31 protein-coding genes are annotated in these 18,974 nt (G+C 64.2%); 13 read left to right on the top strand and 18 right to left on the bottom strand.

The features are described from left to right. Positions 1-172: 172 nt before the first annotated feature. From AOZ53_RS10225 to AOZ53_RS10145, 18 genes are all read right to left on the bottom strand, one after another. A complete protein-coding gene (locus tag AOZ53_RS10225) occupies positions 173-784 on the bottom strand; it encodes a gp16 family protein (RefSeq protein WP_082380306.1) in 612 nt (203 codons plus the stop codon). A 6-nt stretch (positions 785-790) separates the two neighbouring features. Then, entirely contained in the window at positions 791-1,261 is a 471-nt protein-coding gene (locus AOZ53_RS10220) for a hypothetical protein (protein WP_054474409.1), read from the bottom strand. Positions 1,262-1,333: 72 nt separating this feature from the next. Beyond that, positions 1,334-2,014, bottom strand: coding sequence for a DUF7168 domain-containing protein (locus tag AOZ53_RS10215; protein WP_054487715.1), 681 nt, complete (start codon positions 2,012-2,014; stop codon positions 1,334-1,336). After that, entirely contained in the window at positions 2,007-2,402 is a 396-nt protein-coding gene (locus AOZ53_RS34680; protein ID WP_054474407.1) for a hypothetical protein, read from the bottom strand. The genes AOZ53_RS10215 and AOZ53_RS34680 overlap by 8 nt, the downstream gene beginning before the upstream one ends. A gap of 42 nt (positions 2,403-2,444) precedes the next feature. After that, entirely contained in the window at positions 2,445-2,837 is a 393-nt protein-coding gene (locus AOZ53_RS10205; protein WP_054474406.1) for a Mor transcription activator family protein, read from the bottom strand. Positions 2,838-3,005: 168 nt separating this feature from the next. Further along, a complete protein-coding gene (locus tag AOZ53_RS10200) occupies positions 3,006-3,221 on the bottom strand; it encodes a hypothetical protein (protein ID WP_156333346.1) in 216 nt (71 codons plus the stop codon). 2 nt (positions 3,222-3,223) lie between these two features. Continuing rightward, the gene (locus AOZ53_RS10195) at positions 3,224-3,856 is read right to left on the bottom strand and encodes a DUF3164 family protein (protein ID WP_054474404.1); all 633 of its coding nucleotides are present in this window, start codon (positions 3,854-3,856) and stop codon (positions 3,224-3,226) included. Continuing rightward, complete coding sequence (locus AOZ53_RS10190) at positions 3,853-4,041, bottom strand: hypothetical protein (protein ID WP_054474403.1); 189 nt, start codon at positions 4,039-4,041, stop codon at positions 3,853-3,855. The genes AOZ53_RS10195 and AOZ53_RS10190 overlap by 4 nt, the downstream gene beginning before the upstream one ends. Continuing rightward, complete coding sequence (locus tag AOZ53_RS10185) at positions 4,038-4,412, bottom strand: hypothetical protein (RefSeq protein ID WP_054474402.1); 375 nt, start codon at positions 4,410-4,412, stop codon at positions 4,038-4,040. Before AOZ53_RS10185 ends, AOZ53_RS10190 begins: the two co-directional genes overlap by 4 nt. Before the next feature lies 1 nt (position 4,413). Next, positions 4,414-4,695, bottom strand: coding sequence for a hypothetical protein (locus AOZ53_RS10180; RefSeq protein ID WP_054487713.1), 282 nt, complete (start codon positions 4,693-4,695; stop codon positions 4,414-4,416). Beyond that, positions 4,685-4,987 (bottom strand): hypothetical protein, encoded by a 303-nt coding sequence (locus tag AOZ53_RS10175; protein ID WP_054487711.1) that lies wholly within the window; start codon positions 4,985-4,987, stop codon positions 4,685-4,687. Before AOZ53_RS10175 ends, AOZ53_RS10180 begins: the two co-directional genes overlap by 11 nt. Next, the gene (locus tag AOZ53_RS10170; protein WP_054474399.1) at positions 4,978-6,165 is read right to left on the bottom strand and encodes an ExeA family protein; all 1,188 of its coding nucleotides are present in this window, start codon (positions 6,163-6,165) and stop codon (positions 4,978-4,980) included. Before AOZ53_RS10170 ends, AOZ53_RS10175 begins: the two co-directional genes overlap by 10 nt. Before the next feature lie 8 nt (positions 6,166-6,173). Beyond that, the gene (locus AOZ53_RS10165; protein WP_054487709.1) at positions 6,174-7,979 is read right to left on the bottom strand and encodes a DDE-type integrase/transposase/recombinase; all 1,806 of its coding nucleotides are present in this window, start codon (positions 7,977-7,979) and stop codon (positions 6,174-6,176) included. A gap of 10 nt (positions 7,980-7,989) precedes the next feature. Beyond that, positions 7,990-8,871: a hypothetical protein gene (locus AOZ53_RS10160; protein ID WP_054487708.1), complete on the bottom strand. Its 882-nt coding sequence runs from the start codon at positions 8,869-8,871 to the stop codon at positions 7,990-7,992. Positions 8,872-8,876: 5 nt separating this feature from the next. Then, positions 8,877-9,077, bottom strand: a complete 201-nt coding sequence (locus AOZ53_RS10155; protein ID WP_054487706.1) for a hypothetical protein — start codon at positions 9,075-9,077, stop codon at positions 8,877-8,879. Between the two features lie 26 nt (positions 9,078-9,103). After that, entirely contained in the window at positions 9,104-9,409 is a 306-nt protein-coding gene (locus tag AOZ53_RS10150) for a helix-turn-helix domain-containing protein (RefSeq protein ID WP_054487704.1), read from the bottom strand. After that, on the bottom strand, positions 9,406-9,612 hold the full coding sequence (locus AOZ53_RS34150; RefSeq protein WP_156333345.1) for a hypothetical protein: 207 nt from the start codon (positions 9,610-9,612) through the stop codon (positions 9,406-9,408). Before AOZ53_RS34150 ends, AOZ53_RS10150 begins: the two co-directional genes overlap by 4 nt. Then, the gene (locus AOZ53_RS10145) at positions 9,609-9,860 is read right to left on the bottom strand and encodes a helix-turn-helix domain-containing protein (protein ID WP_054474394.1); all 252 of its coding nucleotides are present in this window, start codon (positions 9,858-9,860) and stop codon (positions 9,609-9,611) included. The genes AOZ53_RS34150 and AOZ53_RS10145 overlap by 4 nt, the downstream gene beginning before the upstream one ends. 114 nt (positions 9,861-9,974) lie before the next feature. Here AOZ53_RS10145 and AOZ53_RS33375 point away from each other — a divergent pair, with 114 nt between their 5' ends. The 13 genes from AOZ53_RS33375 (at position 9,975) to AOZ53_RS10090 (ending at position 18,859) form a co-directional block, all read left to right on the top strand. Continuing rightward, positions 9,975-10,394, top strand: a complete 420-nt coding sequence (locus AOZ53_RS33375; protein ID WP_102964924.1) for a helix-turn-helix domain-containing protein — start codon at positions 9,975-9,977, stop codon at positions 10,392-10,394. After that, on the top strand, positions 10,391-10,546 hold the full coding sequence (locus AOZ53_RS34145) for a hypothetical protein (RefSeq protein ID WP_156333344.1): 156 nt from the start codon (positions 10,391-10,393) through the stop codon (positions 10,544-10,546). Before AOZ53_RS33375 ends, AOZ53_RS34145 begins: the two co-directional genes overlap by 4 nt. Positions 10,547-10,560: 14 nt before the next feature. Next, complete coding sequence (locus AOZ53_RS10140; protein ID WP_156333343.1) at positions 10,561-10,929, top strand: hypothetical protein; 369 nt, start codon at positions 10,561-10,563, stop codon at positions 10,927-10,929. Positions 10,930-11,027: 98 nt separating this feature from the next. Then, positions 11,028-11,396, top strand: a complete 369-nt coding sequence (locus tag AOZ53_RS10135) for a putative holin (protein ID WP_231690597.1) — start codon at positions 11,028-11,030, stop codon at positions 11,394-11,396. Then, on the top strand, positions 11,396-12,028 hold the full coding sequence (locus tag AOZ53_RS10130) for a transglycosylase SLT domain-containing protein (RefSeq protein ID WP_054487700.1): 633 nt from the start codon (positions 11,396-11,398) through the stop codon (positions 12,026-12,028). Before AOZ53_RS10135 ends, AOZ53_RS10130 begins: the two co-directional genes overlap by 1 nt. Beyond that, positions 12,025-12,459: a hypothetical protein gene (locus AOZ53_RS10125; RefSeq protein WP_156333342.1), complete on the top strand. Its 435-nt coding sequence runs from the start codon at positions 12,025-12,027 to the stop codon at positions 12,457-12,459. Before AOZ53_RS10130 ends, AOZ53_RS10125 begins: the two co-directional genes overlap by 4 nt. A gap of 111 nt (positions 12,460-12,570) precedes the next feature. Next, positions 12,571-12,963 (top strand): hypothetical protein, encoded by a 393-nt coding sequence (locus AOZ53_RS10120; protein WP_054487696.1) that lies wholly within the window; start codon positions 12,571-12,573, stop codon positions 12,961-12,963. After that, positions 12,953-13,261 (top strand): hypothetical protein, encoded by a 309-nt coding sequence (locus tag AOZ53_RS10115; RefSeq protein ID WP_033454018.1) that lies wholly within the window; start codon positions 12,953-12,955, stop codon positions 13,259-13,261. Before AOZ53_RS10120 ends, AOZ53_RS10115 begins: the two co-directional genes overlap by 11 nt. 3 nt (positions 13,262-13,264) lie before the next feature. Further along, positions 13,265-13,843, top strand: a complete 579-nt coding sequence (locus AOZ53_RS10110) for a DUF3486 family protein (RefSeq protein ID WP_054487694.1) — start codon at positions 13,265-13,267, stop codon at positions 13,841-13,843. Further along, positions 13,840-14,118 (top strand): hypothetical protein, encoded by a 279-nt coding sequence (locus AOZ53_RS10105; protein ID WP_054487692.1) that lies wholly within the window; start codon positions 13,840-13,842, stop codon positions 14,116-14,118. Before AOZ53_RS10110 ends, AOZ53_RS10105 begins: the two co-directional genes overlap by 4 nt. After that, positions 14,118-15,920: a hypothetical protein gene (locus AOZ53_RS10100; protein WP_231690596.1), complete on the top strand. Its 1,803-nt coding sequence runs from the start codon at positions 14,118-14,120 to the stop codon at positions 15,918-15,920. Before AOZ53_RS10105 ends, AOZ53_RS10100 begins: the two co-directional genes overlap by 1 nt. Before the next feature lie 20 nt (positions 15,921-15,940). Continuing rightward, positions 15,941-17,566, top strand: a complete 1,626-nt coding sequence (locus tag AOZ53_RS10095; RefSeq protein ID WP_054487690.1) for a DUF935 domain-containing protein — start codon at positions 15,941-15,943, stop codon at positions 17,564-17,566. An 18-nt stretch (positions 17,567-17,584) separates the two neighbouring features. After that, positions 17,585-18,859: a phage head morphogenesis protein gene (locus tag AOZ53_RS10090; protein WP_054487688.1), complete on the top strand. Its 1,275-nt coding sequence runs from the start codon at positions 17,585-17,587 to the stop codon at positions 18,857-18,859. The last annotated feature ends 115 nt before the right edge of the window (positions 18,860-18,974 follow it).

The raw sequence follows: 18,974 nt of genomic DNA, 5'->3' as shown, positions 1-18,974 counted from the left end.
CGCTTCCTTGCGACGATTGTGGGATGGGCCTGGTAGCACGCCTTGCACCAGGAATGGGGTGTTCCTTTCGAGAGAAAGAAGAAATCGCCATCAGCGGGCCAGAATTCCTTGCATTGCGCACATTGGATCTCCGTCCCCAACTCGGTTTGAATGGTCGCGCGCCGTACCCTGTTCATGGTGTTCCCGCCTCCGCCTTCAAGGCTGCTTGCAGGGCCTCAAAGGCCTCAAGCATGGGTTCGAACGTATTGCGTGTGAAGGCCAGGTTGAGCTTGGCCTGCAGCTTGCCGAGAACCGCGGGCTCGAGCCGCTGATCGCGCACCTGATCGACGAGATGCCGAACATGCTTAGGCAAGAGGCGCATCGCCCATTTCTTCATGGTCTCGATGGTGCGCTCGGCCTGACGCCCATCTATCCATTGCAGCGCTTCAACACCCGTGATCCGTTTGACGTATGCCGCCAAGGCCTCCTCGGACGGATTGCTCACCGCGCCCAGATCGCGTAACAGCAGCCACAGGGCACGGATCTTCTTGCTGGTCGCCTCGGTGTCCATCGGGCGGCTTGGCCGAGGCTTGAGGCGCACCTTGAAGCCGAATCGCTTGAAGTGATCCAGGGCCAGCTGCAGCTCTTCGGCGCTCATCGACGAGCAGGAGTCCTTCTTGCCGCCCGTGACCGCCAGCAAGGCCGCGCGATAGGTTTCCTTGTCCAGCTTCAGTTCCCGCTGAGCCATGTGCACAAGGCGAATTAGGCGTTGGCGCTCTTGAGCGCGCGCAGTTGTCGTCGCCATGACGGATCAGCCCTCTTTCATTGCCGTGAACGTGACACCATCGCGCCGCGCGCTGCGGCTTCCCGCGCACCAGGTCAGCCATTTTTCCAGCGCATCGCCAGCTTCCCGCTGGGAACCTGCCTCCGGGACGCCCGGCACCAGCAGAAGACCTTCGCCCTTGCCACGCCCATGCCGCGCGAAAACCTCCAGTTGGCTCCGCAGCGCGTACTTCGGCCCGCGGGCAATGACGATCGGCCCGCTGCCGTCGACCTGGTCGCCAGGCTCCTGATCGCCGACCTCGATGACACCGCTCGCCCAGCACCACGCTACTTGCGGCGTCATATCGTAGTACTCCTTGCCGCCACAACGCGGGCAGCAGCGGTCATACATCTGGATTTCCGAGGTGGAGCGGCGGGGTCTGGGCCGTTCGATACGCTCGGACTCCAAATGGACGTTGCGGCAGCGCGTGCACTTCGCTCGGCGGTCATCTTGTTTCATGGGAACTCTCTCTGGCAGGAAGGTTTCAGGTGTGGACGTTGGTGATCTCGACATTGCCTCTGCGCGGCAGTGCTACTCCAGCAGGAGCGGCGCTCCACTGGCGCCAACGCCTGGATGCAGTTGGACGCCGGCGCCTGCGCGGTGGCCTGCGACCTGGTCGGCCCAGCCACGAGCGCCGGCGTCACGGCTTCGCGGGGTGAACTTGCCCAGGCTCGGGTGATTCAGCTGCATGTGAGCCTCGATCGCAGTCTTCTGGTCTGCCGAGGGTTCCATCCGGGGAACGAGAGAAGCGACGGCCGCGACCCAACCCTGGCAGAAGGCATCGGCACGGGCCGTCTTGTTCTTAAGGCCGCAGCGCTTCAACGTGGCCTTGATATGGTCGGTGCGCGCCCGCGCCATCAGCCGCAGCAGCACCTGCAGGGTGTACTGTGCCACCTCGACACTGGGCGAGCAGCCGACCAGCAGCCACACCGCTCCACCGGAAAGGATTCCGCCGCTTGCGAGGATGAGCTCGCAGCCGAAAGCATCGGCCACAAGGCCGGCAAGGTAGGCTTCGTGCCTGCTCGGCGTGCGTGCGGTGGCCTTAACCGAGCACTCACGAGCGCCGATCGCCTGAGCTTCCAGTTGCGATACTCCGTGCTCACGCATCAGCGCTTGCGCCTGACGCAGCGCTGCCGCCGCCTCGGCCGGTTCGCTGGACTTCGCCAGCGCCAAGCACTTCTCGATCTTGCGAAGGATGTCGTCTTTATCCATGCTGGAGATCCTCGGCCAGGTTTCGAAGCGCCGGCACGACCGGAACGGCATAGATCGGCGTGTGGCCTGTGAAAACGCAGTCCTGGCTCTCGCCATCCGGGAAAACCTGCTTGAGCATGGTGACCGCATCCAACCGCGTAAATGCGATGCTCATGCGATCCGGCAGCAGCCGGCCGATGTTGACAATGCTGGCACGCAAGATATCCACCTTCAGCTTGTCGTCCACAGCCGTCAGGTGGTCGATGCGCTCGACATCGGCGACGATGGAGTCGATTTCAGCAAGGCAAGCCGCCTTGCTCAGCGGGCTGCCCGGTGTCTTGTAGGCATCCAGCACTGTGCGGATGCGTTGAATGGGATTCATGGCTTTCGTCATGGTGTTCTCGTTCATGAGGGGGAGGCTCTCTACGGTTGCGGAAATGGACCGCTGGCGCTACGCACCGTCGGTTTCGGAGGAGTCCATTCCAGGAAGCTGGGGTTGGGTGCGGCGACGAGACTCGGCCAGCATGACGCGGTACCGCTGGTAGACATACACGTAGCTCACACCCAGGTGGGCGGCGATCTCCGAGGCATTCCCGCGGCGAAGGTGCTGCCAGATGTAGGTGTCATGCTCCAGCCGGACATAGCCACGATCCTTGGGGAAGTACAGGCTCTGGCCGCTGTAATGACGGTGCACCAGGTCGACCAGCTCATCGCCGAGTGTGGCCGCGTCCTCGGCCGTGAGCTGAAGGCGCTCGACCAGGAAGATGCCGAACAGCTCGGCCATCTCCTGCAGGGTCTTGTGGCGGCGTCGCACGGACGGCGTATCGTCGGGGGGCATGGTCATTTCTGGCTCCTGGCGCTTACCGGAGCGCCCTACAAGGGCAAGGCGTTCAAGAAAGCGTGCATGTCGAAAAAATCCGGGGTCGATCTAAGCCCGCCCGGCCAGGCTGGGACGTCCCGCGCATTTAGCCGTGCGCGGCCCCCTTATCGCTTGGGGTGTGGAGCGGCGGGGTCATACATCGATCGGACCGATGCGGGTGCGCGTGTCGTACTTGCCGGCATCCCAATCGGGAACGCAGTCGGCGCAGCAGCTGCAGACTCCCTTGCCGAGGTTGCGATCCACACGCAACCAATGGCACAGCTTGCCGTGGTCCGAGCACTGCCGGCCTTCGGTGCATTCGCAGCCAACGCACAGCGACTTCGTGTCGTAGTTCGGGTAGCTCGGCATGATCAAACCGCCGCGATGTCCAGGCAGATCGGCGTGTACTCGTCCGAACCCTCGCGCCGCTCGTAGAACCGCACATAGGGTTTGCTGTTGGCCACGCTCACGCTGTCGCTGATCGCGGCCATGGCGCGCTGCCAGCGCTCATCCTTGATGGGAAGACGACGCAGGGCCAGCACACGAGCCGTGTTGATCTGGCCGGCCTTGTCCACGCGGAATGCGTCGTTCACCAGCACCTTGATCTCGTCGCGCGAGCTTTCCGACCAGGACGTGATGCATTCGTCGATCAGGGCCTTGGCCGCATGCAGGCGCTCGTCGAACACGAGGCGATCCTGGATCTGCAGCCGGACCATGTAGCGTCCGCTGAACGAGGTCAGCGTCAGGTTCCCCTTGACGCTACGCGACTTCACGCCGTACTGCTCGACGCTCGTCTCGACAAAGGCCTCGATATCGCGAAACGCGCGGATCTTGAAATCCGCCAGCAACGTGCTGATGATCTTGGCCTGGTCAATGAGCGTCTCGATGGTCTGGTCGCGCAGCTTGTCGATATCGGATACCAGGGCTTCGGGGACATACGAGCCGTCCGCCTTGAGGCGAAATCCCGGCGGAATGTCGGGGCGATTGGCGGTGGTGCTGGTCATGATGCTTCCTTCATGTTGAGCGAGGCGATGGAGTCGGCGATCTCGGCCGCGGCCTCGTCCACGAGGGCCGAGATCTGCACGATGGCGTCGTGCTTGCTGATCGTGCTGGCCGGCGCCTGGTGGCGGCGCAACACGGCCTTGATACGGATGAGCGCCACAACGGCGACATCGTCAGATTTGCTCATGGGGTCTCCTGAAAGGCGGCGAACGCCTCGATCCTGGAAAAAATGGCCGCGCACAACAGCCCGATCGCGCTGGCAGCGGTCTCATCGTCACGCGCACTCACGCCCTGCAGGTGATGGATGACGGCGTGGGACACCTCGTGGGGAACGATCTCGCGCAGGTTGCTGCCCGAGAGCGGCACAGCGACCGTCCCAATCACGCGGGCCCCCAGTGCCGCGGCCTGGAAATAGCCGTGAACGACCTTGCGATCACTGCGCCTGCGGCCCCCGCGATACTCCGCGTCCACGTCGGCCACACTCGGCAGCAGTCGCACGCGCAGCCGCATGCCTGCGACCGACACCTGAAAGACCATCAAGGCGCGAGCGCGGGCCATGTCAGTGCCTCGTTGCCGGCTTGTCGCTCAGCGCGAATCGCGTACGCTCAACCGCAGCAGCGATGTGTTTGCGCAGCGCGTCATCGTCGTTGCCGAGTTGGGCGCTCATGATGTCGCTGAGAAGCTGGCTCAGCTCGGCGAAGGAGCTGCGCAACGAGCAGTGCTCGAAGAACAGGTTGACCAGGTCCTTGTTGGCGCCGTGCAGCGCGTTGCGCAGCTGGTCGACCGAATCAAATGCGGCCGGGTTCGCGAGGGACGGGCCCGCCATGAATTCAACCGTCATGGCGCACCTCGTCTTGGTGGATCGCCAGGCGCACGCCCTGAAACAGCGCGGTGATGCGTCCGTCGGCCTGGCGTGTGGAGGCCTCGCACATCCCACGCAGGTACTCGGCGGGCATCCCGCACAGGTCGAGCAGCAGGATGGGCGCGCCACCGTCGTCGGGAATCAGCTCCTCGCTGATCACGCGCAGGCCCAGCGCCCGCAGCGCCCGGCCCGCGGCGTTGGCCGCCGCTATCTGCGCGATGCGCGCCGGGGTATAGACCCGCGGCGCCGTGGTGTTGGCGATCAGTTCCATTTCGTCTCCATGACGATGTCGGCGCTCACCGCCGGGGCGCCGTTCTCGGCGGCCAGGTTCATGGCGGCGGTCAGCAGGTTGTGCACCGCCAAGGGGTAGAGGAACGAGCGCTCGGTGTGCCCACGCGGCACCGGCGGCGACAGGCGCTCGCGCAGCGCCTGCAGGCCATCGGCGGTCACGATCTTGGAGAGGTCCACGCTGAAGCGCTTGAGCCGAAAGCGCAGGTAGTCCTCCAGGTACTCGCCAAGCGGCGGCAGCGTGATGATCTCGCAACGCTGGACCACTTCGCGCACCGAGGGATCGCGAGGATCGAGCTTCTCGGCGAGCTCATTTTGTCCGAGCAGGATCACGCTGAGCAGGCGCGAGAAACCATCCTCGAGCTCGACAAAGCGTTTCAGGTGGCGCAACGTGGCCTTGGGCATGGCGTGCGCCTCTTCGATCAGCACCGCGTGACGCACGCCGGCGCGGTGGCTCTCTTTCAGGCGGTTCTCCAGCTGGCGGTACCGCGCATCACTGCTCGCGCGCAGCGGTTCATGCGGGGCGATGGTGGCCATGATCGCGTCCAGGATCGCGCTGGCCTTGAGCGTCTTGCCCTTGGTGTCGTCGGCCTCCATGCCGACAACGTAGGGGCGGATGATCTGGATGGGCATGTCCGCGCGCTGCACGCGCTCCTGCAGGTCACGACGCAGCGTGGTTTTGCCCGAGCCCGACTCGCCTACCACCGCGACAAAGCCGCCGCGTTTGCAGGCATCCAGCAGCTGGGCACGCGTGTAGCGCAGCTGCTCGTTGGCATAGAACTCGTCGCTGCTGGCGACTTCGTCGAAGGGGTTGCCCGGCAGCTTGAAGTGGCGCAGGGTCTGAGGCTGTAGAATCTGCTTGCGAATCGACATGTGTTCGTCCTCGTTCATGGGGGAATGCTGTTGTTCGGGCGCCACCGCACTGACCTGCGGTGGCGTTTCTTTTTCAAAGGCCACGGCAAGCTGTTCCTCGGTGGCGCCGTGGACCTTCAAAAACTGGATCGTGGCCTCGCGCAGCTGGTGCTGCCGCACCCGAGGCCATAGAGCGTGGTTCACAAGTTGGGCGACCGTCGCCGGGCTGAGTTCGACCGCGATCGCAAGCTGGCTTTGCGACACGCCGAGCGCCGGCAAGATCCGTTTGAGTTTCAGCTGCTGTCTCATCTGCTTTCCTAGGCGGCGCGCACGATGTGCACGATGGACGGTTGGATAGGAGCCGGCGCCATGGCGGCGCGCAACGCTTGCGCTGCTGCATCAATGGCGTCGGCCGGAACGCCCTCGGGGTACAGGGCCTGCAGGCGTGTGTAGTGTTCAGGCGACCAGTCGGAAAACGCGGGCTTGAGCTGCTTGGCGGCCTGGATGTGCGAAAGCGGCGGCAGGTGCACCGTCGGTGCGACCAGGTCGTGATCCCGGCCCCGGCGCGGCAGTGTGGCGGGCACATGCTCGAGCGCCTGGTCGATGTGGGCGAAGGGATCAATCTGCCCGCCGAAGGCGACGGTGCCGGCCTTGCGTGCCGCCTTGGCTTCGGTCTCGGTGGAGGTGCCTGTCGCCATCAGTTCCAAGGCCTTGGCGTTGGTCTGCGCGGGCGTGTCGGCGTGACGGGCATAGCTCTCGCCGATCACCGGCGCGTCGGCGACCATACCGAATTGGTCATAGGTGACACGTTGCACGACCTGGTAGGCCTCGTGGCCCTCGTCGTCGCTCATGACGACCTGGACGGTGTCCTGAGCCCAGGGGTTCTCGCAGACCAGCAGCTTCTCGCCAACGCAGACGCCAGGCACCGACGACACGTCGTAGTCGGAACCGCGGTAGCTGACGCGCAAGTGCGTGGAAACCACGCGCGACTCCGGCGCGCTGAGCGCGAGTGACCGCAGGAGGTCTGCTGCTGGCGGGGTCACCAACTGATCGGGCGTGATATGCAGCCAGGCGGAGTCGCGGGTTCGCCCCGTGCGCGTGTGGATCCGGGTGCCGTTGAAGTACCGGCGCCAACGTGCCACCAGCGCATTGATCTTCTCCAGGCTGTCGACCTTGTCTGACGGCAGCAGCCGCAGGGTGGATTCGAAATCGCGCTCGGTGATGTCCTGGCCCTTTTCGACCTGGCCCTTCGCGCGCGGGTTCTTCGGCTTGTTGATCTGGACGTGGATCCGCAACGCCTTGCACAGGTTCTTGAATATCGCGCTGGTGTTGGCCGATCCCGGGTCGAGCATCACCATGAGTGGAACGCCGAACATGGCCTCACCCTCTCGGCGATGCATGGCATCGATGAGCACGTCAACCAGGTTGGTGGCGTTCTCACCGCCCGTGACGTACGTGGAATAGTTCCAACCGCTGGTGTGGTCGGTCACCACGTAGCGCCACAGCGACTCGTTGATGACCTTGATGACGTTGGCCGGCTTGTTCTTATAGAAGTCGGTGTGGTCCATGATGCGCAGACCGCTATCGCCTTTCGATGCGCGTGGCAGGTAGAACAGGACGCAACGCGAGGCATCGATCTGCCATACATGGTTCGGGTGCAGGCTGCGCAGGCTCATTGCCGGCGCCGGCGCGAGCAGTTGCTCCGGGTGCAGACGATAGTTGCGCAGGGCCTTGCGGATGGTGGAGATCGACAGGGGCGAGACCTCGCCCGTCGCCGGGTTGATGCGCAGCGCTTCGATCATGTTGTTGGCGCGCAGCACCTCCACCGCGGCCTCGACGCTCTTGAGCATCTTGCCGTTCTTGCGCATGTGCTCGAGCAGCACGGCGGCGATCATCTGCGCTTCCTGCACCGGCAGTGCCGTCTTGCCGGCGTCCGACCGGCGCTTGCGGGTCGGTTTGGTGACCAGGTCGCCGAGCAGGCGATACAGCCTGGCCTGAGACATCTGTAGCCGCGCAGCCGCGCCAGCCAGGATCTCGCCCTTACGCCCGTGCGGCGCAACGCGCCAGGCACGCGCAACGTCGGCCAGCTCTTCCGCGATGACTGCGTTGGCGGGGGCTCCCATCGCTCGCTCCTTACTCGTCCTGCGCCCAGGCCGGCAGCTCGTCGCCGTCACCCTGGGGCAGGTTGAATTCGGTGAACAGGTCGCCGATCTGTTGCTGGACCGCACGCAGGCTGGCGGCCAGAAGTCGCGTGCGCTGCGCATCGCCCTTGCCGGTCTCGACATACGCTGCGCACAGTTTCTCCAGGCCTTCACGCAGCTTGCCGCCAATGACCGCCTCCAGGCCCACCAACTCGGCCTCGACTTCGGTGTGCAGGCCGACCAGCTGCGCGTCGGGCTTCTCAGCCTTGATCCGGCGATTGGCAGCATCACGCTCTTTCTTGAGCGTGTCGATCTGGTCATTTTTCTCCGAGAGCAGTTTGTCGTTGGCCTCGGCTTCGGCGCGCGCTTCACGCAGTGTCTTGCGTAGGTCGGACACCGACATCGTGGCGACGTCGTCGAGCGTAATGCCGGCGACCGTGCCGCCCTCGTTCAGTTCGGCGACCTGGTCATCGTCGAGGACCAGGAGCTCAATGAGTTTCGACTTGTTACCGGCCGCCTCGATCAAATGCGTCGACGTCGACGCATTTGAGAACTTCAGCGCCGCCTGGCTCATGCGCTGCGCGAGGCGGGGTTCGAGGCCGAGGCGGGACAAGAAATCGCGCCAATCCCCGTGCGGCACGTGTTCACGAACCACCAGCAGCGCGCGGCCGGCGGCGAGCATTTCGTCGGCGCTTCGTGCCAGGTGGGTGCGAATGACGTGTTCGTAGCGCGGCAGATCGAACGGCAAGCCGTCACCGAACTGCTTGAGGACCAAGGCCGAGCGCTCGGCAGCCTGGATCAGCGCTGCCTCGACATCGGCGGCGGGTTTGGCGGTGTCAGGTGCGGCGGCGGGGGAATTCTTCGGACGAGCCATCGTGACTATCCTTTTGGTTGGCATTCGTGAATGGGGTCGACGTCGACCAGTTCCATGCGCAATGCGTGGGGCTGGTCGGCGTACTTGAGCAGCTCGGCGAACACGTTGCGGGCCACCGCGAATGCCACGTCGGCTTCTGCCGTCGGGATGCGGTTCACGCGCACGCGATACTCCGACCTGCCCGCGATGTAGATATCGACGGTCATGTGGTGATCGACAGGCGGAGCCTGGGTCACAGCTGGGCCCCCGCAGCGATGCGCTGGTTGGTTTCGGCGATGCGGGCGGTCATCCGCGCGCACTCTTCGGCATGGGACTGGGCGATCTGCAGCAACGCGATGCCAGGTGCGTACAGACCGTTGTCGAACTTCACCGCGAAGTCCTCGGCCATCAGCGTGGCGAGCGCACGCGTGACGTTCGTGGGGGATTCGCCCGTCATCGCGGCCAATTCCTGGTTGGAGATGCCATTCAGGCGCCGGCCACGCAGCGCCTTCATGATGCGCAAAACACGCTGTGCGCTGTTGATGGTCTCCTTGCTCATGCCTGAACCTCCATGCGACCTGGCAACCAGTGGCGACCCGTGCAGGGACGCTTTTCGGCTGCTACGGCAACTGCTTCCAGCGCGGCGGCCAGGGCACGCAGCTGTTCTGGGGTGCGCTCGAGGATGACGAAGGGGCCGCCGTCGAGTACTGCCAGCGGTTCATTGCGGTATGTGCGCGTGAGCGTGGCCTTGATCGTGCTCATGCCGCCACCCTGCGGGGAGCGGCGCTCTTGAGGCGGCGGTTGACCCCCTTGGGCTGGCTATGGCTCGGCCAGAGGACAGATACGGGTTGGCCGACCAGGTCGGCGATCGCGCGCTCAATGCGTGCAGACCGCGTGCGGCCGGAGATGACTTCGAAGACCGTCGTGGGTGCGACCTTCAATTTGGCGGCCAGCGCAGTGGGCGTGGTGCCCTTCATGCGAATCGAGGCCTTGATCAATTCAGGATGCATGGCGTCTGCTATCCTCGCGGGGTGTGGTTTTAAGGGTCGGGAACCAGGTAGGTTCTTGAGGGTGAATGATGGTACGCATTTGCGTACTTGTCAAGTCGTTTTGAGGATACCCAATTGAGTAATTTGGGAGAGCGGCTGCGCGAGGAGCGGCAGCGACTGGGTATGAACCAAGCTGAGCTTGGTTCGGCGGGTGGCGTCCAGAAACAGGCGCAGCTTAAGTACGAAAAGGGTGAACGCTCACCAGACGCGAGCTATTTGGAAGCTATCGCGCGTGCCGGCGTGGACGTCCTCTATGTGCTTACCGGTTCCCGCTCGTTTGCTCCGCCCGCACCAATCGCCCCAGAACACCGAGCGCTGGTTGCGGACTACGACGCCTGTTCGGTAGCTGACCAAGCCGTTATCCGACGCACTGCTGCTGCGATGGCGCATCGAGGCGAAGACCTAGTGCAGAGCTCCCGCAGCGTCAATCAGCACATCAGCGGAGGAAAGGTGATAAACAAGAAATTCAAGCTGAACATGGGAGATAAGAAGTGAGCCAACGCTGCATCACCATCAATCAGACGGCTTCCGATACCGGATCGATCACCAACCAAAAACCACGCATCAATATTGAATCTGCAATGCTGGTGATCTTCGTTTTAAAAAACGACGCAACCAACAATGTCAAGGTCACTGTGCTCGAATAGGGAGGAATCTGGTGGTGGCATACATCTTTAAGACACAATGTCGAATCAATGTGGCGGCCGCATTGGCCACTTCACTTATGCTGATCTTCACCCCTGCTCGCGCCGCTGAGAAGCTGGCGGATCTCAAGCAGAAAGCTCTCGCTGGCGACTACCAAGCGCAGCGGAACCTCGCCTTCGGATACTCGGATAAGTTCTCCGATCAAAACAAGAATCCGGTATTGGCATGCGCATGGAGGATGGTCATCTTGACCACTGAGCAGGCCGACGAAACCGACATGAGCAACTACAACACCTATTGCGGAAAGCTGCCTCCAGGTTTGCTTTCCATCGCCCAGATGAAGGCTGAGCTCCTGTTGAGGCGCATCGACACGTTGCAGCAGTAGCGTCGCAGTAAATCCATTTAATAGCGCTTCAGGCAAGCGGGCGGCACGATGCAGATTCATTCTGCTCGCCGCCCTTTTTCTTGCCTTGGAGTGTTGCCGTGTCGCCTCTCGAAAATCCCATTCCGCTGCGTCGCCGCCTGCCGCGTCTGACCACCTGGCTCATCGTCGCCGCATTGCTGATCGTCGTGATCGGCATCGTTTCCCCCCAGCAAGTTCCCGTCGCGATCTATAAGCTGAGCCTGATCAGCCTGGCGGCCGTCGGCTCCTACTGGATCGACCGCGCCCTGTTCCCGTACGCACGTCCCGATGGCTACCTGGTGCGTGATTGGCGCTGCGGCTCCTGCGTCGGCACGCATCGCGTGGACCACCCGATCGCGGACGGCTACGAAATCCCCTTCATGGTCTCGACGATCCGCCGCACGGCGATTGCGGCCGCGGTCATTCTGGCTGTCGCGCTGGGGCTGTGATGGGCCAGCAGCTCATCCGTCTCGGCCGACACCTGGTCGTGCTGCTCGTGGCCAGCTGCACCGCGCTGCCGGCGCCGGCGGCCGACGTGCCGCGTGCAGCCCAGCAGTACCGGTCGGAGCTCATGCGCAATGCCCGTGTCGTTTGGGGCATGGACGCACCGGTCTCGACGTTCGCCGCACAGATCCATCAGGAGAGCGCCTGGCGCCCCGGCGCCGTCTCTGCCGTGGGCGCCCAGGGCATGGCCCAGTTCATGCCGGCGACCTCCAGCTGGATCGCTGGGCTTTACCCGGCGCTGGCGCAGAACGCTCCTTTCAATCCATCCTGGGCGCTGCGCGCCCTGGTCACCTACGACCGCTATCTCTACGAGCGTATCCGCGCGCGTGATGACTGCGAGCGCATGGCGATGACATTGTCGGCCTACAACGGCGGGCTGGGCTGGATCTCGCGTGACCAGAAACGAGCATCGAGTTCGGGGCTTGACCCGCTCATCTGGTGGGGATCGGTCGAGACGGTCAATGCGGGCCGATCGGCGGCCAACTGGCGCGAGAACCGGGCCTATCCCGACCGCATCATCCGCCACCATCAGCCGGCCTATGTTGCCGCATCCTGGGGGCCTGGCGTATGCCCGTGAATCTGAACATCGTGGGCTGGGCGATCGCGCTAGGCGCGCTCGCCGCCGGCCTGGGCTACTGGCGCGGCGAGGCCAATGGGCACGAGCGTGGCGTTCTCGAAACCCAGGCTGCGCACGACGCCCACCAGGTCGAGTCGCTTGCCAAGGGGCTGGACGCGCTACGCGCCGACGTCGTGGGCAGCACGGCGATGAACAAGGAACTGCGCACGGCAATGACGGGCCTGGAGCAGCAGAACAAGACGTCGAATACGGAGCTCAAGAATGCGATTGCGAAATCTCGCCCGGCTGGTGCTGTGCAGTGCCGTTTCGATGCTGACAGCATGCGGATCCTCGGCGCGGCGGCAGACCGAGCCGATGCCCTGGCGGCCGGCGGTCTTGCTGCCAGCGGAACTGGCCGCGCGGTGTCAACCGGTCGTGCGCCCGATCGATGACTCGGACGCCGCGGCCGCGGTCGCCTTGGAGGCGATGTACGGCCTGTATGGCACCTGCGCAGGCAAGCACGTGGACACCGTGGACTACATCAACAAGCCGGGGAAGGATCGGTGAAGATCGAATTGGAAGTTTGGCAGCTCATCACGCTGCTGCTGGGATTTTTCGGGGCCTGCGCAGGCGCTGGGAGGCTGTTGCTCACGCAGATGCTGCGCCACATTGATCTGCGCTTCCGTGCCCAGGAAGATGCGCGATCGGCCAACCACGAGCAAGTTCAGCATCGACTGGAAAAACTCGAGGAGTCAGCCAAGCTGGAAGCCGGTGAGTGGCAGCGTGTCGAACGCGAGTTCCTGCAGATGCAGCGTGACATGGCTCTTCAGTACGTACGACGTGAGGACTACATCCGTGGTCAAAGCGTGGTCGAGGCGAAGCTGGATGGCTTGGCAGTGAAGATCGAGAACCTGCAGCTGCGGGGAGTATTGGATGGAAAGAAAAATGCAAATTGACCTGGCCCGCTCGCGCCGCGAATCGCTGCGCTGGCTGATTCTGTTGACCCTGAACAACGCACGCCCCATCGGCGCCTTCGAGGGCCCGATCCTGTCGGTTGCCCAATCGGAGTACCCGGATGCCACGCCGCTGGAATTGCGCCGCGAGCTCGACTACCTGTCGGACCGCGACCTGGTCAAACTGGAGAAGCGCCCGGACGGCAAGTGGTTCGCGGATCTCACGCGCTACGGCACCGACGTGGCCGAGTACACGATCGACTGTGAGCCTGGCATCGCCCGGCCCGTCAAGTACTGGTGACCCATGGCTGGCAAGAGCAGCATTCATCGTCTGCCCGAGGAGATCAAGGCCTACATCGAGGCGCAGCTGGCCACCGGCTGCCACACGCTCGATAGCCTGATCGAGGATCTGCGCGAGCGATTCCCGGCCGAAGCCAATGCCGGCAGCTTGCCGAGTCGCAGTGCCATCGGCCGGTACGGTCAGAAGCTCGAGCGCCGGCTGGCCGCCATTCGTGCAAGCACGGAAGCGGCCAAGCTCATACGGGCGCACGCCGGCGACGAGATCGATGCGCGCAGCGAGGCGTTGACGGCCCTGGTCCAGACCGAGCTCTTCGAAGCCATCATCGAACTGCAAGAAGCTGACGATGAGACGGACTCGGGCAAGCGAGTGGAGCTCCTGATCAAAGCGGCCAAGAACATCGCCACGTTGGCACGCAGCTCGGTCAACCTGAAGAAGTTCCAGGCCGAGGCCGAGGAGCGTGCGCGGCGCGCGCTGCTCGCCCAGCAGGATGCCAAGCTGCAGGAGGTCGCCAAGGCCCAGGGCATGAGCGCCGAGCAGGTCGACTTCTGGCGCCGTGACTTCCTGGGTATCAACGCACCGTGAGCATCCTCTCTCAGATCCCGAGTACCGAGCTCGGCACGCGCTTCACGCACTACGGGTGGTTCTGCGGCGTCGTTCCCGTCTATCTCGGCAACCTCGAAGGCGAGGCCCCGTTGGTGGCCGAGCGCAACGGCATCCCCGAGTGGGTGCTGAGCCTGGCCACAGCGCTGTTCGGCGTGTTCGTCGAGGTCGCAGCAATCGTCGCACCCGATCGGGATATCCAGGTTCCGCTGGTGGTGACGGCCCCGATCATGCCTCTGCCTGGTGGTGATCGTTGATGGCCGCCGTTATCAAGCCCCTGGCTTCAACCCTGCGCGTCCTGGAATGGGACGACCTGCCCGCCAGCGTGCGTTCGATCTCGGACAACTTCAATCCGCTGGCCGACGGCATTCTGATGCTGCACCAGCGCCAGGTCGCTGCGCTCAAGGCGTCAATCATCGCCATCCCGAAGGGCCGGCGCACGGGCATCACCTTTGGCACGATGCTGAACAAGACGCTGGTGGCCGCGGCGCGCAAGTCCGCCGGCGGCGACAACGTCTATTACATCGGCGACACCAAGGAAAAGGGCCTGGAGGCGATCGGCTACTGCGCCAAGTTTGCACGGGTGATCGCGCGAGCCCAGGGCGAAGGCGTCACGGGCGTCGAGGAGTTCCTCTTCGAAGACCAGGACGAGGGCGGTAAGACCAAGCACATCACCGCGTATCGCATCCGGTTCGCCAGCGGCTTTCAGGTGTGCGCCCTGTCCAGTCGGCCAGCGAACATCCGCGGCCTGCAGGGGCACGTCGTCATCGACGAGGCGGCCTTCCACCCGGATGTGCAGGGCGTGCTGGATGCGGCCACCGCACTTCTGATCTGGGGTGGTCAGATCACCATCATCAGTTCGCATAACGGCAAGAACAACCCCTTCGCCCAGTTGTGCCGGGACATCGAAGCCGGCCGCTATGGCGCAGATGCAGCTGTGGTGACGGTCACGTTCGATGACGCGGTCACCAACGGCCTGTACGAGCGGGTGTGCTTCATGAAAGGCACGCCGGCCACGGCCGAGGGCAAGAAAGAGTGGTACAGCAAGATCCGCAATGCCTATGGGGTGCGCAAGGCGGCCATGCGCGAGGAGCTCGATGCCATCCCGCGCGACGGCAGCGGCGTCAGCCTGCCTGGCGTCTGGATCGAGAACGCCATGGCCGAGGAGCGGCCGGTCGTGCGCCTGGCGCTTGACGATGACTTCGTGCGCAAGAGCGAGGCGGAACGCCGCTCATTCGTCGAGGACTGGATTCGCCGCCAGGTTGAACCTGCCCTGGCGCTGCTCGATCCGAAACTGCAAAGCGTTTTCGCCCAGGACTTCGCGCGCCACCGCGACTTCTCGGTGTTCGGTGTTGGGCAGATCGAGGCGAACCTGCGCCGGCGCGTGGTGTTCATCGTCGAGATGCACAAGGTGCCGACGCGCCAACAAGAACAGGTCATCTGGTACATCATCGAGCACATGCCGCGCCGTTGTGGCGGCGCCATGGATGCAACCGGTTCGGGCGAGACCCTGGCCGAATACACGGCCGACAAGTTCGGGCACGACCACGTCCACCAGATCAAGCTGAACCGCGCCTGGTACGGCGCCTGGATGTCCAAGCTGATCCAGGGCTTTGAAGACGGGATGATTGACCTGCCGCGTGACGCGAACGTGGCGGCCGACCTTCGCGCGATCGAGGATGTCGAGGGCATACCGATGGTGGTGAAGCTGCGGCGCAAGGATTTGAAGGACCCGGAGCTGACCCGCCACGGTGACTCGGCGGTGATGCTGGCGCTGCTGTGGTTCGCGTCGATGAACCTGGCCGCGCCCATCGACTACACGCCGGTACCGCGCCAAACGAGCCGTTGGGATGCGTTGCCCGGCGAGCACGACGATGACACGCCGTGGGCCGGCGACGGCGCGTGGCGTGAGGCACTTCAAATTTCCGGCCTTTTGGGGCGTTTTTTGGGGTGGGTGGCTACGCTGACCCCAATCGCACGTCTGAGGGCCTTTATAAACACGTGTAAACGGCTTGCCGGGGCTTCGCTCCACCGGGGAACCGTCGCAGGTTTGGGTTGAGACCCGAAAGAGAGAGATTCATGGCTCAAATCGTTGATCAATTCGGCCGCCCGATCACCAACATGCACCTGGAGGAGCCGCAGACGGCTCGGCTGGGACACCTGCAATCGGAATGGGAGAACCATCCCACGCGCGGTTTGACCCCGCCGCGGCTCGCGCAGATTCTGCAGCAGGCCGAGACGGGCGACATCACGGCGCAGCACGAGATGTTCGCCGACATGGAGGAAAAAGACGCGCACCTCTTCAGCGTCATGCAGACGCGCCGCCTGACCGTCAGCCAGCTCGACTGGTCGATCGAGCCGCCAGCGAACCCCACCAGTGCGGAACTGGACGAAGCGGCCTTCGTGACCGAGGTGCTGCAGAGCCTGGAAATGGAGGACATTCTCTTTGACATGACCGATGCAGTCGGTCACGGGTTTTCGCCGATCGAGCTCGGATGGGACACGATCGAGAAGATGCGCATGCCGGTCACGGCAACATTTCGCCCGCAAGGGTGGTTTCGTACGCCGATCGCCCCGGGCCTTGATCGCAACGAGCTGCGCCTGCGCGACAACAGCGCCGATGGAGAATCGCTCTGGCCGTTTGGCTGGATCATGCACACGCACCGCTCGCGCAGCGGCTACATCGCCCGCACGGGCCTGTTTCGGGTGCTCGCCTGGCCGTGGCTCTTCAAGAACTTTGCCGTGCGCGACCTGGCTGAGTTCCTGGAGATCTACGGGCTGCCGCTGCGTCTGGGCACGTACAACCCCAATACCTCCGACGACAAGGCACGGGCGACGCTCTTGCGCGCTGTGATCGGCATTGGCCACGATGCGGCCGCCATCGTGCCTGAGGGCATGAAGATCGAGTTCAAGGAAGCGGCCAAGGGCGAGTCCACGCCGTTTGACAGCATGATTGGCCTGATGGAACGCAGCACCAGCAAGGCGGTGCTGGGTGGCACGCTCACCAGCGGCGAAGGCGAGCACGGGACGCAGGCCCTGGGCAAGGTGCACAACGAACTGCGCCACGACCTGAAGAAATCCGACGCGCGCCAGCTCGCCACTACGCTGACGCGCCAGCTGGTGTACCCAATTCTGGCAGTCAACCGGGGCCGCACGTCGTTGCACCGGTGCCCGCGCCTGGTGCTCGACACGCAGCAGCCCGAAGACATCAAGTTGCTCGCCGATTCGCTACCCAAGCTGGTGAACATGGGCATGCGGATCAAAGCGGACTGGGCGCACAGCAAGCTCAAGATCCCGATGGCCGAAGAAAAGGATGCGATCCTGCAGCCCGTTGCGCCGTCGTTTGGCAACGGCAATGGCGATGGCGCGGGCGGGCTCGCGGGGTTGGCTGCTGGCGGTCGACGCCGGCCCGCTCCTGCGCAGCTGGCGCGGTTGAAGGCCGCGCCGGGAGATCTGACCAACACGGCGGCCGACGCGATCGACAGCCTGGTCGATGCCATGCTCGATGAGTGGCAGGCCAAGCCTGACCCGATCCAGAAGGCGATCCAGGAAGCGCTGGAGATCAGCACGTCGTTCGAGGACTTCCAGGTGGCCGTCGAGCAGCGCCTGGCAGCAATGGACGCCACGGCGCTGGCGGACCTGCTCAGCCGCGGCACGCTGGCGGCCCGCCTCTGGGGCAACCTGACAAATGGGGGTCGTACTTGAATGGCGGACGCACCTGACATGGCCGCCATCGAGCTGGAGCCGCTGCCGCCGCGTGAGGCTGTCGAGTTCTTTCGCCAGAAAGGCTACCGGATGGCGTTCTCCTGGCAGGACATGCCTGCCCAGGAACACGCCGCCGCGTTCACGGTGGCCAAGGCGATGCGGCTGGATGTGCTGAAAGACATCCGCGGCGCCACCGACCGCGCGATCGCCGAGGGCACCACGTTTCAGGACTTTCGGCGCACGCTCGGCCCGCAGTTGCAGGACAAGGGTTGGTGGGGCAAGCGCGAGATGGTCGATCCGGTCACCGGCGAGACGGTCAATGCGCAGCTCGGCAGCGATGCCAGGCTGCGCAAAATCTTTGACACCAACGTTTCCACCGCGTATTCCGAGGGGCAGTCCGAGCGGATCCAGCGCAACATCGAGCTGTTTCCCTACCTGCAGTACTTGCGCAGCTCAAGCGAGCACCCTCGCTTGTCGCACGCGGCTTTTGCTGGCCGGGTCATGCGTGCAGACGATCCCTGGTGGCAATCGCACATGCCGGTCAAGGAATGGGGCTGCAAGTGCGGTGTGCTGCAGCTGACCGCGCGCCAGGTTAGCCAGATGGGCCTTGAGGTCAGCGAGGCACCGCCCGAGCGGTATGTCGAGTACACGAACACCCGCACGGGCGAAACCATGGATGTGCCGGTGGGCGTGCATCCTGCCTTCAACTACCGGCCGGGCCTGCGCCGCGAGAGCCTGGCCCGGGCACTGATGGACAAGGCCGATGCGGCCGAGCCACGCACGGCGGCGCGCATCCTGGCCGACGGCGCCGACCAGGTCGCGCCACTGGTGCAGGCCGAGTTCAACGACTTCGTCGGCCGCTACACCGGCGGCGAGCGCCGCACGGTTGGTCAGCGTCGCGTGGTCGGTGCATTCTCCAGCGACCAGGTCGACGCGCTGCAGGACGCCGGCCAGCTGCGCGGCGCGAGCGCCCGCGGCACGATTCACATTGACATGACACAGCTGCGAAGCATGCTGGGCGATGGTCAACATGCTGCCGGCCAAGCCAAGGACGCCGGCGCCGCGCTTGTCGCGCAGCTGCCGACGCTGTTGCGCCAGGTCGGTGAGGCATGGCTGGACGGCGATCATGCGGTGCTGCTATGCACTTCCCCCTCCGATTCGCAACGCGTGGTGAAGGTTGTGGTGGACCTTTCCGGCCAGGCGCATGGCAAGGCCGGGGGCAATGGCGTGGTCTCGATGGAAGTGATCGACCCGGCAACGTTTGACCGCACGGGCCTATCCAAGCTGCAATAGGTGACGGCGCTGGGCGAGGTGCTGCTGCGCCGGCGGCAGCTGGTGGGCACCCGAAAACGCGGTAAACCCGTTTAATAGAGCGTTCCAAGGCATGGCGTCAGACTGGCGCCCATGC

Origin of the sequence: Achromobacter sp. 2789STDY5608621 (genome assembly GCF_001299375.1) — a bacterium.
Classification (GTDB): Bacteria; Pseudomonadota; Gammaproteobacteria; order Burkholderiales; family Burkholderiaceae_B; genus Achromobacter; species Achromobacter insuavis.
This window is presented reverse-complemented; position numbering and strand designations above follow the sequence as displayed.

What these genes read in the sequence shown, in the direction of transcription:
- AOZ53_RS10160 (WP_054487708.1), bottom strand. Translation starts at nt 8,871, where the DNA reads ATGGCTCGTCCGAAGAATTCCCCCGCCGCCGCACCTGACACCGCCAAA.
- AOZ53_RS10215 (WP_054487715.1), bottom strand. Translation starts at nt 2,014, where the DNA reads ATGGATAAAGACGACATCCTTCGCAAGATCGAGAAGTGCTTGGCGCTG.
- AOZ53_RS10205 (WP_054474406.1), bottom strand. Translation starts at nt 2,837, where the DNA reads ATGACCATGCCCCCCGACGATACGCCGTCCGTGCGACGCCGCCACAAG.
- AOZ53_RS10175 (WP_054487711.1), bottom strand. Translation starts at nt 4,987, where the DNA reads ATGGAACTGATCGCCAACACCACGGCGCCGCGGGTCTATACCCCGGCG.
- AOZ53_RS10090 (WP_054487688.1), top strand. Translation starts at nt 17,585, where the DNA reads ATGGCCGCCATCGAGCTGGAGCCGCTGCCGCCGCGTGAGGCTGTCGAG.
- AOZ53_RS10220 (WP_054474409.1), bottom strand. Translation starts at nt 1,261, where the DNA reads ATGAAACAAGATGACCGCCGAGCGAAGTGCACGCGCTGCCGCAACGTC.
- AOZ53_RS10200 (WP_156333346.1), bottom strand. Translation starts at nt 3,221, where the DNA reads ATGCCGAGCTACCCGAACTACGACACGAAGTCGCTGTGCGTTGGCTGC.
- AOZ53_RS10100 (WP_231690596.1), top strand. Translation starts at nt 14,118, where the DNA reads ATGGCCGCCGTTATCAAGCCCCTGGCTTCAACCCTGCGCGTCCTGGAA.
- AOZ53_RS10110 (WP_054487694.1), top strand. Translation starts at nt 13,265, where the DNA reads ATGGCTGGCAAGAGCAGCATTCATCGTCTGCCCGAGGAGATCAAGGCC.
- AOZ53_RS10145 (WP_054474394.1), bottom strand. Translation starts at nt 9,860, where the DNA reads ATGCATCCTGAATTGATCAAGGCCTCGATTCGCATGAAGGGCACCACG.
- AOZ53_RS10130 (WP_054487700.1), top strand. Translation starts at nt 11,396, where the DNA reads ATGGGCCAGCAGCTCATCCGTCTCGGCCGACACCTGGTCGTGCTGCTC.
- AOZ53_RS10170 (WP_054474399.1), bottom strand. Translation starts at nt 6,165, where the DNA reads ATGAGACAGCAGCTGAAACTCAAACGGATCTTGCCGGCGCTCGGCGTG.
- AOZ53_RS10165 (WP_054487709.1), bottom strand. Translation starts at nt 7,979, where the DNA reads ATGGGAGCCCCCGCCAACGCAGTCATCGCGGAAGAGCTGGCCGACGTT.
- AOZ53_RS10095 (WP_054487690.1), top strand. Translation starts at nt 15,941, where the DNA reads ATGGCTCAAATCGTTGATCAATTCGGCCGCCCGATCACCAACATGCAC.
- AOZ53_RS10115 (WP_033454018.1), top strand. Translation starts at nt 12,953, where the DNA reads ATGCAAATTGACCTGGCCCGCTCGCGCCGCGAATCGCTGCGCTGGCTG.
- AOZ53_RS10195 (WP_054474404.1), bottom strand. Translation starts at nt 3,856, where the DNA reads ATGACCAGCACCACCGCCAATCGCCCCGACATTCCGCCGGGATTTCGC.
- AOZ53_RS10155 (WP_054487706.1), bottom strand. Translation starts at nt 9,077, where the DNA reads ATGACCGTCGATATCTACATCGCGGGCAGGTCGGAGTATCGCGTGCGC.
- AOZ53_RS10225 (WP_082380306.1), bottom strand. Translation starts at nt 784, where the DNA reads ATGGCGACGACAACTGCGCGCGCTCAAGAGCGCCAACGCCTAATTCGC.
- AOZ53_RS10150 (WP_054487704.1), bottom strand. Translation starts at nt 9,409, where the DNA reads ATGAGCAAGGAGACCATCAACAGCGCACAGCGTGTTTTGCGCATCATG.
- AOZ53_RS34150 (WP_156333345.1), bottom strand. Translation starts at nt 9,612, where the DNA reads ATGAGCACGATCAAGGCCACGCTCACGCGCACATACCGCAATGAACCG.
- AOZ53_RS10185 (WP_054474402.1), bottom strand. Translation starts at nt 4,412, where the DNA reads ATGGCCCGCGCTCGCGCCTTGATGGTCTTTCAGGTGTCGGTCGCAGGC.
- AOZ53_RS10180 (WP_054487713.1), bottom strand. Translation starts at nt 4,695, where the DNA reads ATGACGGTTGAATTCATGGCGGGCCCGTCCCTCGCGAACCCGGCCGCA.
- AOZ53_RS34680 (WP_054474407.1), bottom strand. Translation starts at nt 2,402, where the DNA reads ATGAACGAGAACACCATGACGAAAGCCATGAATCCCATTCAACGCATC.
- AOZ53_RS10190 (WP_054474403.1), bottom strand. Translation starts at nt 4,041, where the DNA reads ATGAGCAAATCTGACGATGTCGCCGTTGTGGCGCTCATCCGTATCAAG.